Annotated in this window: 12 protein-coding genes and 4 tRNA genes; 5 read left to right on the forward strand and 11 right to left on the reverse strand. The window is 59.9% G+C overall.

The features are described from left to right. Positions 1–3 precede the first annotated feature (3 nt). Genes HX812_RS06045 through HX812_RS06055 form a run of 3 tightly spaced genes read right to left on the reverse strand, consistent with a single transcriptional unit; the run spans position 4 to position 2,801 of the window. Positions 4–693, reverse strand: coding sequence for an energy-coupling factor ABC transporter permease (locus HX812_RS06045; RefSeq protein ID WP_038846845.1), 690 nt, complete (start codon positions 691–693; stop codon positions 4–6). A gap of 52 nt (positions 694–745) precedes the next feature. Next, a complete protein-coding gene (locus tag HX812_RS06050) occupies positions 746–2,602 on the reverse strand; it encodes an autotransporter outer membrane beta-barrel domain-containing protein (protein WP_050572443.1) in 1,857 nt (618 codons plus the stop codon). Position 2,603: 1 nt separating this feature from the next. Beyond that, positions 2,604–2,801 (reverse strand): hypothetical protein, encoded by a 198-nt coding sequence (locus HX812_RS06055; RefSeq protein ID WP_038846848.1) that lies wholly within the window; start codon positions 2,799–2,801, stop codon positions 2,604–2,606. 253 nt (positions 2,802–3,054) lie between these two features. Between HX812_RS06055 and HX812_RS06060 the strand changes: the two genes are divergently transcribed. The 3 genes from HX812_RS06060 to HX812_RS06070 are packed head-to-tail and all read left to right on the forward strand — an operon-like array spanning position 3,055 to position 5,272. Continuing rightward, complete coding sequence (locus HX812_RS06060; protein WP_033903339.1) at positions 3,055–3,684, forward strand: DUF1780 domain-containing protein; 630 nt, start codon at positions 3,055–3,057, stop codon at positions 3,682–3,684. A gap of 55 nt (positions 3,685–3,739) precedes the next feature. After that, positions 3,740–3,913: a DUF3094 family protein gene (locus HX812_RS06065; RefSeq protein WP_016976295.1), complete on the forward strand. Its 174-nt coding sequence runs from the start codon at positions 3,740–3,742 to the stop codon at positions 3,911–3,913. A gap of 60 nt (positions 3,914–3,973) precedes the next feature. Beyond that, the gene (locus HX812_RS06070; RefSeq protein WP_016976296.1) at positions 3,974–5,272 is read left to right on the forward strand and encodes an NAD(P)/FAD-dependent oxidoreductase; all 1,299 of its coding nucleotides are present in this window, start codon (positions 3,974–3,976) and stop codon (positions 5,270–5,272) included. Between the two features lie 191 nt (positions 5,273–5,463). Here HX812_RS06070 and HX812_RS06075 read toward each other — a convergent pair. From HX812_RS06075 to rluD, 7 genes are all read right to left on the reverse strand, one after another. Beyond that, a tRNA-Pro gene (locus tag HX812_RS06075) sits at positions 5,464–5,540 on the reverse strand. Positions 5,541–5,634: 94 nt separating this feature from the next. Beyond that, positions 5,635–5,710, reverse strand: a tRNA-Lys gene (locus HX812_RS06080). A gap of 5 nt (positions 5,711–5,715) precedes the next feature. Next, positions 5,716–5,792: transfer RNA gene (locus HX812_RS06085), tRNA-Pro, on the reverse strand. Positions 5,793–5,802: 10 nt separating this feature from the next. After that, positions 5,803–5,878, reverse strand: a tRNA-Asn gene (locus HX812_RS06090). A gap of 308 nt (positions 5,879–6,186) precedes the next feature. Beyond that, positions 6,187–8,751 carry an ATP-dependent chaperone ClpB gene (gene clpB, locus HX812_RS06095; protein ID WP_033897004.1) on the reverse strand — a complete coding sequence of 855 codons (2,565 nt, stop codon included), beginning with the start codon at positions 8,749–8,751 and terminating at the stop codon, positions 6,187–6,189. A gap of 131 nt (positions 8,752–8,882) precedes the next feature. Then, positions 8,883–9,608, reverse strand: coding sequence for a peptidoglycan editing factor PgeF (gene pgeF, locus HX812_RS06100; protein ID WP_038846852.1), 726 nt, complete (start codon positions 9,606–9,608; stop codon positions 8,883–8,885). Then, on the reverse strand, positions 9,605–10,567 hold the full coding sequence (rluD, locus tag HX812_RS06105) for a 23S rRNA pseudouridine(1911/1915/1917) synthase RluD (RefSeq protein ID WP_016976299.1): 963 nt from the start codon (positions 10,565–10,567) through the stop codon (positions 9,605–9,607). Before rluD ends, pgeF begins: the two co-directional genes overlap by 4 nt. A 149-nt stretch (positions 10,568–10,716) precedes the next feature. On the opposite strand from rluD, the gene HX812_RS06110 reads away from it, so the two are divergent. Both HX812_RS06110 and HX812_RS06115 read left to right on the forward strand, forming a co-directional pair. Next, entirely contained in the window at positions 10,717–11,742 is a 1,026-nt protein-coding gene (locus tag HX812_RS06110) for an outer membrane protein assembly factor BamD (RefSeq protein WP_038846854.1), read from the forward strand. A gap of 125 nt (positions 11,743–11,867) precedes the next feature. Beyond that, positions 11,868–12,101, forward strand: coding sequence for a PP0621 family protein (locus HX812_RS06115; RefSeq protein ID WP_033896999.1), 234 nt, complete (start codon positions 11,868–11,870; stop codon positions 12,099–12,101). On the opposite strand, the gene thiO is transcribed toward HX812_RS06115, so the two are convergent. Beyond that, positions 12,088–13,197 (reverse strand): glycine oxidase ThiO, encoded by a 1,110-nt coding sequence (gene thiO, locus HX812_RS06120; protein WP_038846856.1) that lies wholly within the window; start codon positions 13,195–13,197, stop codon positions 12,088–12,090. The two genes, HX812_RS06115 and thiO, sit on opposite strands and share 14 nt — an antisense overlap. Between the last annotated feature and the right edge of the window lie 4 nt (positions 13,198–13,201).

The following is a 13,201-nucleotide window of genomic DNA, read 5'->3' on the forward strand; positions in this document are numbered from 1 at the left end:
GGATCAACGCTGCGAATCGTCATCCTTCCAGGGCGCCGAGAGGTAGCGCGTGCGGTTGAAAGTCTCCAGCCATTCCGGGCAAAACACCACCAGGGCGCTGACGACCATGCCGTTGATAAAGGCCTCGGGGAAGATGATCAGCCACAGGTAGCCAACGAAATCCTCCAGCCATTCCGGCATCGCGAAGCGGCCGTCGAACCACAGCAGCCCCAGCCCGAACAGCAAGCAGAGCAAGGCCGATAATGCGGCGGCAAAAAAACCGGAACAGAAGATATACACAAAGGGATTACGCGGTTGTGCTCGCTCGACCAGCAGCGCGCAGGCTTCAGTGACCAGCACTGGCAGCACGACCAGCAACAGGCCATTGATACCAAGGGCGGCCAGGTCCTGGCGCCCCAACAACATCAACCCAAGCTGGGCCGCAAAGCCGCCGACAATTGCCAAAGGCCAATCCAGCAAAAGGGTAACGGCGGTCATGCCAATGAAGTGATAGGACACGCCGGTGTCGAAATCCCGCCGCACCAGCCACAGCATGAACAACGCGAACACGGTGCCGAACAGCAAATGCTGGCGGCGCCGGTCAGCAAACAGTTCCACCCACGGCGAACGCAGGATCGCCCACACCAGCACTGGCGCATACAACATCCAGCCGATACCGAGGGTTTGCGGCGCTAGCATCGCGGCGCTGATCATGGCTTTATCTCACCCAAAGGTTGCTATGGGGTGATCAGTCTACACCGCCGCTTTACCACAGGTAGCGATACCCCAGGTTCACACCCCACGGCTGCTCGATGGAATTGCCTTTGGCGTACTCGGCATCCAGGGAGATCTTGCTCTTCTCGCTGACTTGCAACACACCACCAAAACCCAGCTCTACGCGATCGCCCGGCAACTTGGCATCGAGCTTATTGCCATTGACGCTGACCTTGCTGCTCCCGGCGTGCTCAGTGACATAGGAGGCCTTCACATACGGTTGCGCCTTCATGCCGTTGCTCAATGCCAGGCTACGGCCGAACAGTGAACCCACACGGCTCTGCAACGAGTCGAGATCGTCGGACTTGACCCGCAAGCCATTGCTCGCGGTGTAGTCGGCGCCTTGAGTGCGAGTCGCGGTGAGTTCGAGTTGAGGCTCGACGAACCAGCCACCTCCCAACGGAATGTGCTTGCCCACTTCGATATCCGCGCCCACTCCATTGGCTTTATACGACCCCTTCACCCGATCGCCGAGGTTCGTCGGCATCTTGATATCGTTGTCGAAGCGGCTGTACTTCAGCACGCTGTCGACGTAGATGCCGTTGTCGTGCAGGTAAGTGGCATACACGCCGAACATCTTGCTGTCGGTATTGCCCGAAGCGCCTTCACCGAAATCCTGGTCCGACCGGGCAGTACCCACCATGGCGCCGAGATACACCTTGCCGTTGCTCAGCGCCACAGCCTTGTCGGCGCCGATTTCAAGCCCGGAGATATTCTGGGAATAGGCACGGCTGGAGTGCTCGCCCACATCGAAACGCTTGCTGATGGCCCGAGTCCATACGCCCCCGTTATCCTCGCCCATGCGCAATTCGCCCAGGCGTTTGACCAGCGCGTTCATCTGCGCGCTCCATAGGCTGGCGCTGGCGGTGTGTGCAGCGATGGCGGCGTTCGCCCGCGAAGAGAGGTTCTGCGGCGACGGTCCAGAGGGCCCTTTGCCAGTACTGGCCAATACCCAATCGTCACCGTCTTGCTGCAGGCCGTATCGAAAGGCGCCGGCATCGACATGCCCGCCGTACAGATCGAACTTGGCGCTGCCGCCATGGGTATCCACCAACAGCAAACGACCCTCCGCCGTGCCTGGCTCATGGCCCGAATCCGCCACGATCAACGTATGGTTGCCGCTCGCCAATCCGGCGCCCTCCACCACCAACACATCGTTTTGCGCGTTGGCGATGTCGGTATTCATCAGGATACTGCCGCTGCCGGACAACGCATTGACGGTGAAGGTCTTGAAGGTGCCGTCGGTACTTGGCGCGAAAGCCAGGCGCCCCCCATTGAGGGTCAGCGAGTCCACGGTTTTCACGCCGTTTTCCATGACATTGACGCTACCGCCCGCGTCCGCCACCAGCCCATTGGCCTGTGCACCGCCGAAGAGGTTGACCTGGCCGCCGTTGCTGACCGTACTGTTATTGGCGGTAGCACTGTCGTAAACGTTCTGCACACCACCGCTGATGTGGGTATCGGTCGCCACGGCACCGCCCAGGATGCCGCGTTCCAGATTTTGGACGCCGCCGGTCAACACAAACGTGTTAAGTGCCGTCCCCTGATTGATCACCGTCTGCACGCCACCGTCGTTAATGACGGTGTCCGCTGCGACCCCACCAAGTGTGAGGGTTTGCACACCGCCCGCATTAATCACGGTGCCGTTGGCGCGGCTGTTTGGGGTTTGCACTGTCTGTGTGCCGCCATTCAAGACCGTACCGTTGGCGATGCCCCCGGCACTGACAACTTGAGAACCGCCGACATTGACCACTGTGCGATTGGACGTGCCGCTTTGCACCAGCTGGCGGCCATTGACCGTTGCATCATTGGAGACACCATGCTGGAAAACAGCCTGAGTGCCCGTCACCTCAATCAAAGTGTTGTTGGCCGTGCCGTTGGTGCCAATGCTCTGCTGCCCCCCCCGTCACCGTCTCGCCATCGACCACTGCGCCATTGGTGACCGTGGGTGTAAACGCCTGCGCGAGGGTAGGCTGCAGCATGAACATGGCCAGTGCCAGCGGCGAAAGGGCAAGTATCGCCGGGCGTTTCGGGTGAAGGGTGTGCATGGTTCAAAACCTCAGACTAACCGCCAAACCGGCGATAAGGACGCCGGCGGCATCCAGGTCGAGCGCGGCTGACGTTAGATCAGAGGCTCGGTGAGGGAGTGAATTTAGGGTTCGAGAAGGAACAAAAAAGTAGGAAACTTCCCCATGCTTGTAGGAAATTTCCCAGCCGCATATTCAAGAGCGCAACCTCCAAGGTGAAAATGCGCCCGACTTTTGTTTTTTTTCATCACATTTGAGCGCTAAGCTGCTAGCTATGGATGACTCAGATTACTTGCGCCTGCTCACCGTAGCGGCCGAACAAGCCAACGCATTCCTGTCCAATGCCCGCAAGTGGGAGCGTGAGCGTTGGGTCTGCCAGCGCCTGCTGCAAGGCTTGAACGTGCCTTATCGAGCCGAAGAGTTTCACGCCGCAGGGCAAGAGCCCCCGGACGTGCTTTTTCGTGACGCCAGCTTCGAGGTGTTTTTCGTACTGGATGAGGGCCGTCGACTAAACGACGAATGGCGCGACGAGCTACTGCGCCGGCGCAGTGCGTTCTCCCTGAGCCAACTGGTACGACGCGAGACCAAGCCGCGACGCATCCCCGCCCATGAGTTTCTATTGCGCCTGGCACCTACACTGCGCAAGAAAGCCCATAACTATAAAGAGCGCGGGATGGACCTGGGCGAGTTGGATATCGTCGCGTTCACCAGCCTCAAGCGCGAAGTACTCGACCTCAACAGCCATTTTCCGCCACCGACCGAATACCTGCGCCAGGGTTGGCGCTCACTGTCATTGGTGGGACCGACGTTTGCACGGGTGCTGTTCGCGCACCCGGACGCACCGGATTTCTTGCGCAACAACCTGGGCCGCAGCATAGTATTCGACGTGGGCATCAGCCTCTGATCCCCCCGGACTGTAACGTGGCGCCCTTTTGCAACGTCTACCTGACGAGGCCTTTATGACCAGCCGCCTGAACCCCGATGACCAACAGCATGTCGAAGAGTACCTGCAACTCTCCCAAAACCGAGTCGAGCGCAAGCCTTTCCGGCCATGGCTGCTCCTGGGTGTGGTGCTTGTTGTGGTGATCGGCCTGGGCCTGCTGAGCCGACTTTTGAGTTACCTGACGCTATGAGCTGCCTGGCGCTCGCGGGGGTAACTGCTCCGATTTCTTTTAGCCTTGCGAGATATCCCCATGACCCATCGTATTATTATCGTCGGCGGCGGCGCCGGCGGCCTGGAGTTGGCTACCCGCCTGGGTAAGACTCTGGGCAAGCGCGGCACCGCCAGCATTACGCTGGTGGACGCCAACCTGACCCACATCTGGAAGCCCTTGCTGCACGAAGTGGCGGCCGGCTCGCTGAATTCCTCGGAAGACGAACTCAACTATGTCGCCCAGGCCAAATGGAACCACTTCGAGTTCCAGCTGGGGCGCATGAGCGGGCTTGACCGTGAGCAGAAGAAAATCCAGCTGGCCGCCACCCTCGACGAAGAAGGCCGTGAGCTGGTGCCCGCGCGCGTGCTGGGCTATGACAGCCTGGTGATCGCCGTGGGCAGCACCACCAATGATTTCGGCACCGAAGGCGCGGCGCAACACTGCCTGTTCCTCGACACCCGCAAGCAGGCCGAGCGCTTCCACCAGCAATTGCTCAACCACTACCTGCGCGCCCATGCCGGGCAGACAGACGTGGTGGAAAAGATCAGCGTCGCCATCGTCGGCGCGGGTGCAACCGGGGTCGAGCTGGCCGCCGAACTGCATAACGCGGCCCATGAACTGGCCGCCTACGGCCTGGACCGCATCAAGCCGGAAAACATGCACATCACCCTGATCGAAGCCGGCCCACGGGTGCTGCCTGCCCTGCCGGAGCGTATCGGCGGGCCTGTGCATAAAACCCTGGAGAAACTTGGGGTGACCGTGCTGACCAATTCGGCGGTGAGCGAAGTGACCGCCGATGCGTTGATCACCAGCAGCGGCCAGGTAATCCCCGCCAGCCTCAAGGTCTGGGCCGCCGGGATTCGTGCACCAGGCTTCCTCAAGGACATCGATGGCCTGGAAACCAACCGCATCAATCAACTGCAAGTACTGCCGACACTGCAAACCACCCGCGACGAAAACATCTTCGCCTTTGGCGACTGCGCCGCCTGCCCACAACCGGGCACCGACCGCAACGTACCACCACGGGCCCAGGCCGCTCACCAGCAGGCCTCGTTGCTGGCCAAGTCGCTGAAGCTGCGCATCGAAGGCAAGGACTTGCCGAGCTACAAGTACACCGACTATGGCTCGCTGATCTCGCTGTCGCGCTTCTCGGCGGTGGGTAACTTGATGGGCAACCTCACCGGCAGTGTGATGCTGGAAGGCTGGTTGGCGCGGATGTTCTATGTGTCGCTGTACCGCATGCACCAGATGGCGCTGTATGGCTTCTTCCGCACGGCGATGCTGATGCTGGGGAGCAAGATTGGACGTGGCACCGAGCCGCGCCTGAAACTGCACTAACAACACGGTTCCGGAGGGGACTTGGTCAATGTGGGAGCGGGCTTGCTCGCGAAAGCGGTGTATCAGTCAGTACATCTGGCACTGAACCACCGCTTTCGCGAGCAAGCCCGCTCCCACATTCGTTTTGCAGTGAGTCAGATTTGCGTGCACAAAAAAAATCCCCGTATCTTGCGATACGAGGATTTTTAATATGGTCGGGGTAAGGGGATTCGAACTCCTGACATCCTGCTCCCAAAGCAGGCGCGCTACCGGACTGCGCTATACCCCGGTAAAAAAAAGGCGACCTTTCAGTCGCCTTCTTCGATCAGCGCTTTTGGCCTCTGATCTTAAGATTCGATTCCAGCGTTAACTGGTCTCAAAAATGGTGGGTCGTGTGGGATTCGAACCTACGACCAATTGGTTAAAAGCCAACTGCTCTACCAACTGAGCTAACGACCCAAATATGGTCGGGGTAGGGGGATTCGAACTCCCGACATCCTGCTCCCAAAGCAGGCGCGCTACCGGACTGCGCTATACCCCGATATTGAAATTGGCTCCGTGACCAGGACTCGAACCTGGGACCCAATGATTAACAGTCATTTGCTCTACCGACTGAGCTATCACGGAACTACATATTTCAAAGTACTACGTTGTTGCTGACTACTTTGTTGCTTCTCTTCGACTTGTCCGTATCGCTACGTTCATGTCTCTGAGGCGCGCTATTCTACAATCTTAAAAACCCCTGTCAACCCTTTAAATTGCTTTTAAGACAATGATTTGCGCTTGTTTCTGATTTCTTCTTGGGGAGAAGAAACCCGTGGGCTGACGTTGCTGCGGGGCGCACTTTACAAGCCTTTTCCTTACAGTTCAACGCCCTATCGAAAAAAAAAGGCCCCGCGATGCGGGGCCTTCTTTTATTACGCCAGTTACAGGCCTCAGTGGAAGACGATTTCGTCGTTTTCCACGGTCGCCTCGACGCTGGTGCCAGGCATAAAGCTGCCGGACAGGATCAGCTGCGCCAGCGGGTTCTCGATCCAGCGCTGGATCGCACGTTTCAGAGGCCGTGCTCCATACACCGGGTCGTAACCGACTGCGATCAGCTTGTCCAACGCCTCGCTGCTCAACACCAGGTCCAGCTCGCGCTCTGCCAGGCGACTACGCAGGCGGCCCAACTGGATCTCAGTGATGCCCGCGATCTGATCCCGTGCCAGAGGCTCGAAGATCACCACTTCGTCGACCCGGTTGATGAATTCCGGACGGAAGTGGCTGGTCAGCGCATCCATCACGGCAGCACGCTGGCCTTCACGATCCCCCACCAACTCCTGGATCTGTGCCGAGCCCAGGTTGGAGGTCATCACGATCACCGTGTTGCGGAAGTCCACAGTGCGCCCGTGGCTGTCCGTCAGACGGCCATCTTCCAGCACCTGCAGCAGGATGTTGAACACATCCGGGTGGGCCTTCTCGACCTCATCCAGCAAGATCACCGAGTAAGGCTTGCGCCGCACGGCTTCGGTCAGGTAACCGCCCTCTTCGTAGCCCACATAGCCTGGTGGTGCGCCGATCAAGCGAGCCACCGAGTGTTTCTCCATGAATTCGGACATATCGATCCGCACCATGGCCTCTTCGGTATCAAAGAGGAACTCGGCCAAGGCCTTGCACAGCTCGGTCTTACCCACGCCGGTCGGGCCGAGGAACATGAACGAGCCACTCGGACGGTTCGGGTCGGACAAACCGGCCCGCGAACGCCGTACCGCGTTGGACACCGCGACCACAGCCTCCTCCTGGCCGATCACACGTTGGTGCAACAGGCTTTCCATCTTCAGCAGCTTGTCGCGCTCGCCTTCGAGCATTTTCGACACTGGAATGCCGGTCCACTTCGAGACGACTTCGGCGATTTCTTCCTCGGTCACCTTGCTGCGCAGCAACTGGTTCTCAGGCTTGCCGTGCTGGTCGACCATCTGCAGGCTGCGCTCCAGGTCCGGGATCACCCCGTACTGCAACTCGGCCATGCGGTTCAGGTCACCTTTACGGCGCGCGGCTTCCAGCTCCTGCCGGGACTGCTCGATCTTTTGCTGGATCTGCGCAGAACCTTGCACTTCGGCTTTTTCCGAAGTCCAGATTTCTTCCAGGTCCGAATACTCGCGTTCCAGACGGACGATTTCTTCCTGAAGTTTTTCCAGGCGTTTCTTCGCCGCGTCGTCTTCTTCTTTCTTCAGGGCCTGGGACTCAACTTTCAGTTGAATCAGGCGCCGATCCAGACGGTCGAGCACTTCCGGCTTGGAGTCGATCTCCATGCGGATGCGGCTGGCCGCTTCGTCGATCAGGTCGATGGCCTTGTCGGGCAACTGACGGTCAGTGATATAGCGATGGCTCAATTTGGCCGCCGCAATGATCGCGCCGTCGGTGATCGCCACCTTATGGTGGACCTCATAACGCTCTTTCAGGCCACGCAGGATCGCGATGGTGTCCTCTTCGCTCGGTTCTTCCACCAACACTTTCTGGAAGCGACGCTCAAGGGCCGCATCCTTTTCAATGTACTGGCGATATTCGTTGAGCGTCGTGGCACCGACACAATGCAACTCGCCCCGCGCCAAGGCTGGCTTGAGCATGTTGCCCGCATCCATGGAGCCTTCGCCTTTACCGGCGCCGACCATGGTGTGCAGTTCGTCGATAAACAAAATGATCTGCCCTTCCTGCTTCGACAGCTCATTAAGCAGGGATTTCAGGCGCTCTTCGAACTCGCCACGGAACTTGGCACCGGCAATCAGCGACCCCATGTCCAGGGACAGCAGGCGCTTGCCTTTGAGGCCGTCCGGCACTTCACCATTGATGATGCGCTGGGCCAGGCCCTCGGCAATCGCGGTTTTACCCACGCCAGGCTCACCGATCAGCACCGGGTTGTTCTTGGTGCGACGTTGCAGGACCTGGATGGTGCGACGGATTTCATCGTCACGGCCGATCACCGGGTCAAGCTTGCCTTCTTCGGCGCGCTTGGTCAGGTCGACGGTGTATTTATCCAGGGCTTGGCGCGACTCCTCATGGTTGGGGTCGTTCACCGCGTCGCCGCCGCGCAGGTTGTTGATGGCGTTTTCCAGGGCCTTCTTGCTCACGCCCTGGCCCAGCAACAATTTGCCGAGCTTGCTGTTCTCGTCCATGGCGGCGAGCAGCACCAGTTCGCTGGAGATGAACTGGTCACCCTTCTGCTGGGCCAGACGGTCAGCCTGATTAAGCAGGCGCGCCAAGTCCTGGGACATATTCACGTCGCCCGTCGGGTTTTGGATTTTCGGCAGTTGGTCGAGCTCCTTGCTCAACTCCTTGCGCAGGCTGTTGACGTCGAAGCCCACCTGCATCAGCAAGGGCTTGATAGAACCACCTTGCTGTTCCAGGAGCGCCTGCATCAAGTGTGCAGGCTCGATGGCTGGGTGGTCGAGGCCCACCGCCAGGGATTGAGAGTCAGATAACGCCAACTGCAATTTGCTGGTTAAACGATCTATACGCATTAGTCACCTTCCTTTTGAGCAGGCCGGAGCTATAAAACATTCCTGAATGAAGAAACCTGCCAGATACCCTTATAGATGGGGTGGATTCTGGGAGTTTCAAGCTTCGGACAGTTGACGCAGATCAGAGGAGTCTAGCGTTCCAGCCAGATAAGGGAGGCAAACCGACCGGTGCGTGGGCTACGGCGATAAGAAAAGAAGCGCGGGTCGGTCACGGTGCAGAATCCGCCACCATAAACAGCAGTGACACCCCGTGCAGCCAGGCGCAAACGGGCCAGCTGATAGATATCGGCCATGAATTTGCCGGGATTGCGGCTGGGCACAAAGGCTTCGGCGGTGATCGGCAATTGCTGCATGAAGGCTTCACGCACTTCCGGGCCGACTTCAAAGGCTTGCGGGCCAATCGCCGGGCCAAGCCAGACCAGCACTTCGCCGGGTTCGACATCCAGGCTTTCGAATGCCGCTTCCAGCACGCCCGCCGCCAGGCCACGCCAACCAGCATGGGCTGCGGCGACGCGAGTGCCAGCACGGTTGCAGAACAGTGCGGGCAGGCAATCGGCAGTCATTGAGGTGCAAGCGATGCCAGGGGTGCTGGTCCAACTGCCATCGGCTTCAGCGGTGCGGCCTGGGTCAGCTTCGACCACGGTCACACCATGAACCTGACGCAGCCAGGCCGGCTGGATATCAAAGGCATCACTTAAACGACGGCGATTCTCCAGGACAGCCTCCAGGCTGTCCTCGACGTGATCGCCCAGGTTGAGGCTGTCGAACGGCGTCAGGCTGACGCCGCCCGCACGGGTGGTGACGCAGGCTTTCACCTGAGCCGGCGCAGGCCAGTCAGGAATCAGCCAGTCACTCATCCGATAAACGCCTCGCGATCCTGCTTGAGCAGCGACAACAACCAGACCAGATCGTCCGGCAGAGGCGATTCCCAGCTCATCCGCTTACCGCTCGTCGGATGGTCCAGTTCCAGGAAGCGCGCATGCAGTGCCTGGCGTGGGAAGGTTTTCAACGATTCAACCATGGTCTGGCTGGCCGCAGGCGGAATACGGAAGCGACCGCCGTAGGCCGGATCGCCGACCAACGGGAAGTTGATGTGCGCCATGTGCACGCGAATCTGGTGGGTACGGCCGGTTTCCAGCTTGACCCGCACGTGAGTGTGGGAACGGAAACGCTCCAGCACACGATAGTGGCTAACGGCCTGCTTGCCGCCTTCCATCACCGCCATACGCTGGCGCTGCTGGCCGTGGCGACCGATCGGGGCGTTGATCTTGCCACCCGCTACCACCACGCCGATCACGATGCACTCGTAGATCCGGCTGACGCTGCGGCTTTGCAATTGTGTGACCAACTGCGTCTGCGCCTGAATGGTCTTGGCCACCACCATCAAACCGGTGGTGTCCTTGTCCAGACGGTGCACGATGCCGCAGCGCGGGACATTGATGATGTCCGGCACGTGGTGCAGCAGGGCATTGAGCAAGGTGCCATCAGCGTGCCCGGCCGCCGGGTGAACCACCAGGCCTGCGGGTTTGTTGATGACCAGGATGTCGTCGTCTTCATAGACGATATCCAGCTCGATGTCCTGGGCGACCCATTCTCCCTGGGCTTCCTGCTCGGCAGTCAGCTCAAGAATCGCACCGCCATGGACTATGTCTCGCGGGCGGATAACCGCTCCATCCACAGTCAGGCGGCCGTCTTTGATCCAGGCGGAAAGGCGCGAGCGCGAGTGCTCAGCGAATAATTGTGCGGCGACTTGATCGAGGCGTTGGCCGCCCAATTCGGACGGCACCTCTGCGCGAAGTTCAATTTTATCGGACATGCTCAGACTAGGCGTGGCACAGCCTTTGGTTTCGGCTGCGCGCTTGTGGTTAAATACGGCGTCTTTTGCCCCGAGGCTTTCAACGGGGCGCTCATCATAACAGGACGGCCCCGCCCAAGACAGCGGCCGTCATAGGGACGCAAGCCGCCATGCAAGTGAAACACCTGCTGCTGATCGCCATCCTCGCCATGACTGCTGCTTGCTCGTCAACAAAGGAAGTCGTCGACGAAAACCTGAGCGAAGTCGAGTTGTACCAACTGGCTCAGAAAGACTTGGACAATAATAGCTTCACCAGCGCCACAGCGAAGCTGAAGGCACTGGAGTCGCGCTATCCGTTCGGGCGCTACGCCGACCAGGCCCAGCTCGAGCTGATCTACGCCAACTACAAGAACGCCGAGCCGGAAGCTGCCAAGTCCGCCGCCGAGCGTTTCATCCGCCTGCATCCGCAGCACCCGAACGTCGACTACGCCTACTACATGAAGGGCCTGACCTCGTTCGACCAGGACGTCGGCCTGCTGGCGCGCTTCCTGCCGCTGGACATGACCAAGCGTGACCCGGGCGCTGCCCGCGACTCCTACAACGAGTTCGCGCAGCTGACCAGCCGCTACCCCAACAGCCGCTACGCGCCGGACGCCAAGCAGCGCATGATTTACCTGCGCAACCTGCTGGCTTCCTACGAGATCCACGTGGCCCACTACTACCTGACCCGTCAGGCCTACGTAGCCGCCGCCAACCGTGGCCGTTATGTCGTAGAAAACTTCCAGGAAACCCCTTCCGTGGGTGACGGCCTGGCCGTGATGACCGAGGCTTACCAGCGTCTGCACCTGGACGACCTGGCCAGCACCAGCCTGGAAACCCTGAAGCTCAACTACCCGGATCACCCAAGCCTGAAAGACGGCCAGTTCGTGCCTCAGGTTGCTGAAGCCGACAACCGTTCGTGGCTGAGCAAGTACACCCTGGGCCTGATCGAATCCCGTCCACCGCTGCCGCCGGGCGAAACCCGCGCCAACCAGGACGTGATCAAGCAGTACCAGGACGCCAAGGACGCCATTCCTTCGGAGCTCAAGCCGCATGACGAGAACGGCGACGTGATCAAAGAAGAAGAGCCTGAGGCCCTGGGCAACAACCAGGATCGTTCGTGGTTCAGCTACATGACTTTCGGTGTGTTTGACTGATAGCACCCGGTGTCATCAAGAAGGAGCCTTTCGAGGCTCCTTTTTTGTGGGTGATATTTATTGCGCTGTGCGCCTGGCACGTCCTTGGCTAAACTGGCGCATTCCTTGTCGAGAAACTGCCCATCATGCTCCGTCTATTGTTCTGGATTGCCGTCATTGCCGCCGCAGTATGGTTCTGGCGCAAATTCAAAAGCCCGGCCGCCAAGCAGCATCGCGCAAGCGAGCCTGACGCAGCCTTGATGGTGCGCTGCGCCCACTGCGGCGTGCACCTGCCACAGGATCGCGCCTTGAGCTCACGCCAGGAATGGTATTGCACCCAAGCGCATCTGGAACAAGGACCGAAGTCTATCCAGCGTTGATCCGACCTTCGGGCGCATAAGGCGCGGGGTCGATGATCGGCGTACGCGCCAGCAGCAGGTCGGTAAACAACTGGCAGGACGCCGGCGCAAGCACCAGGCCATTGCGGTAATGCCCGCAGTTGAGCCACAAGCCGCTGAAGCCCGGCACTGGGCCGATGTAAGGAATGCCTTCCGGCGAACCTGGGCGCAATCCGGCCCAGTGCCCAACCACCTCGGCGCCCGCCAGGGCGGGAATCAACTCCACCGCGGATGCCTTGAGGCTTTGCAGCGCTGTTTCGGTGGGGGTCTTGTCGAAACCTTCATGCTCCAGGGTACTGCCGATCAAGATGTGCCCGTCACGCCGCGGGATCGCATAACGCCCCTTGGCCAGGACCATGCTCGACAGGAAATCCGAAGCGCATTTGTACAGGATCATCTGGCCCTTGACCGGCTCGACCGGAAGCGACAGGCCCAACGTACCCAGCAGTTCACCGCTCCAGGCGCCAGCCGCCAGTACGACCTGATCGCCGAAGATCGGCCCATTAGCGGTGTTCACCCCCACGACATTGCCCGCATCCAGAACAAACCCTGTCACTTCAGATTGCTCGTGAACGGTCACGCCGGGCAACGCCAGCAGCGCCGCCTTGAGGGATTTGACCAGGCGCGGGTTGCGCACATTGGCGACGTCAGCCATGTAGACCGCGCTGGAGTACCCGCCGCCCAGCACTGGAACGGCATCATGGGCAGCCGAGACATCCACTTTGCTCAAGGGGCGTCCTTCTCGCGCAGCCCAGGCCAAGGCTTCGGCTTCGTCGTCCAGGTCCAGCCAGTAAAGGCCGGTGGTATGCACCTCTGGATCAACCCCCGTCTGGGCGAACAGGCGCTGCGCCAGCTGTGGATAAAAGTCCTGGGACCAATGGGCCAGTGCGGTGACGGCCGGGCTGTAGCGCCACGGATACAGCGGCGAGACAATACCGCCGCCCGCCCAGGAGGACTCCTGTCCCAACCCCGCGCGCTCCAGCAGCACCACGGCTTGCCCTTGGGTCGCCAGGTTGAACGCCGTCAACAAACCGATGACCCCGCCACCGACAATCACTACCTGCTGTTGCTCTGCCATCATT

The sequence above is a fragment of the Pseudomonas sp. IPO3749 genome, from assembly GCF_013386605.1.
GTDB lineage: Bacteria > Pseudomonadota > Gammaproteobacteria > Pseudomonadales > Pseudomonadaceae > Aquipseudomonas > Aquipseudomonas azotoformans_A.

Excerpts from the sequence above, each read along its gene's own strand:
- HX812_RS06045 (WP_038846845.1), bottom strand. The coding sequence starts at position 693 with ATGATCAGCGCCGCGATGCTAGCGCCGCAAACCCTCGGTATCGGCTGG.
- HX812_RS06055 (WP_038846848.1), bottom strand. The coding sequence starts at position 2,801 with ATGCACACCCTTCACCCGAAACGCCCGGCGATACTTGCCCTTTCGCCG.
- HX812_RS06060 (WP_033903339.1), top strand. The coding sequence starts at position 3,055 with ATGGATGACTCAGATTACTTGCGCCTGCTCACCGTAGCGGCCGAACAA.
- HX812_RS06065 (WP_016976295.1), top strand. The coding sequence starts at position 3,740 with ATGACCAGCCGCCTGAACCCCGATGACCAACAGCATGTCGAAGAGTAC.
- HX812_RS06070 (WP_016976296.1), top strand. The coding sequence starts at position 3,974 with ATGACCCATCGTATTATTATCGTCGGCGGCGGCGCCGGCGGCCTGGAG.
- clpB (WP_033897004.1), bottom strand. The coding sequence starts at position 8,751 with ATGCGTATAGATCGTTTAACCAGCAAATTGCAGTTGGCGTTATCTGAC.
- pgeF (WP_038846852.1), bottom strand. The coding sequence starts at position 9,608 with ATGAGTGACTGGCTGATTCCTGACTGGCCTGCGCCGGCTCAGGTGAAA.
- rluD (WP_016976299.1), bottom strand. The coding sequence starts at position 10,567 with ATGTCCGATAAAATTGAACTTCGCGCAGAGGTGCCGTCCGAATTGGGC.
- HX812_RS06110 (WP_038846854.1), top strand. The coding sequence starts at position 10,717 with ATGCAAGTGAAACACCTGCTGCTGATCGCCATCCTCGCCATGACTGCT.
- HX812_RS06115 (WP_033896999.1), top strand. The coding sequence starts at position 11,868 with ATGCTCCGTCTATTGTTCTGGATTGCCGTCATTGCCGCCGCAGTATGG.
- thiO (WP_038846856.1), bottom strand. The coding sequence starts at position 13,197 with ATGGCAGAGCAACAGCAGGTAGTGATTGTCGGTGGCGGGGTCATCGGT.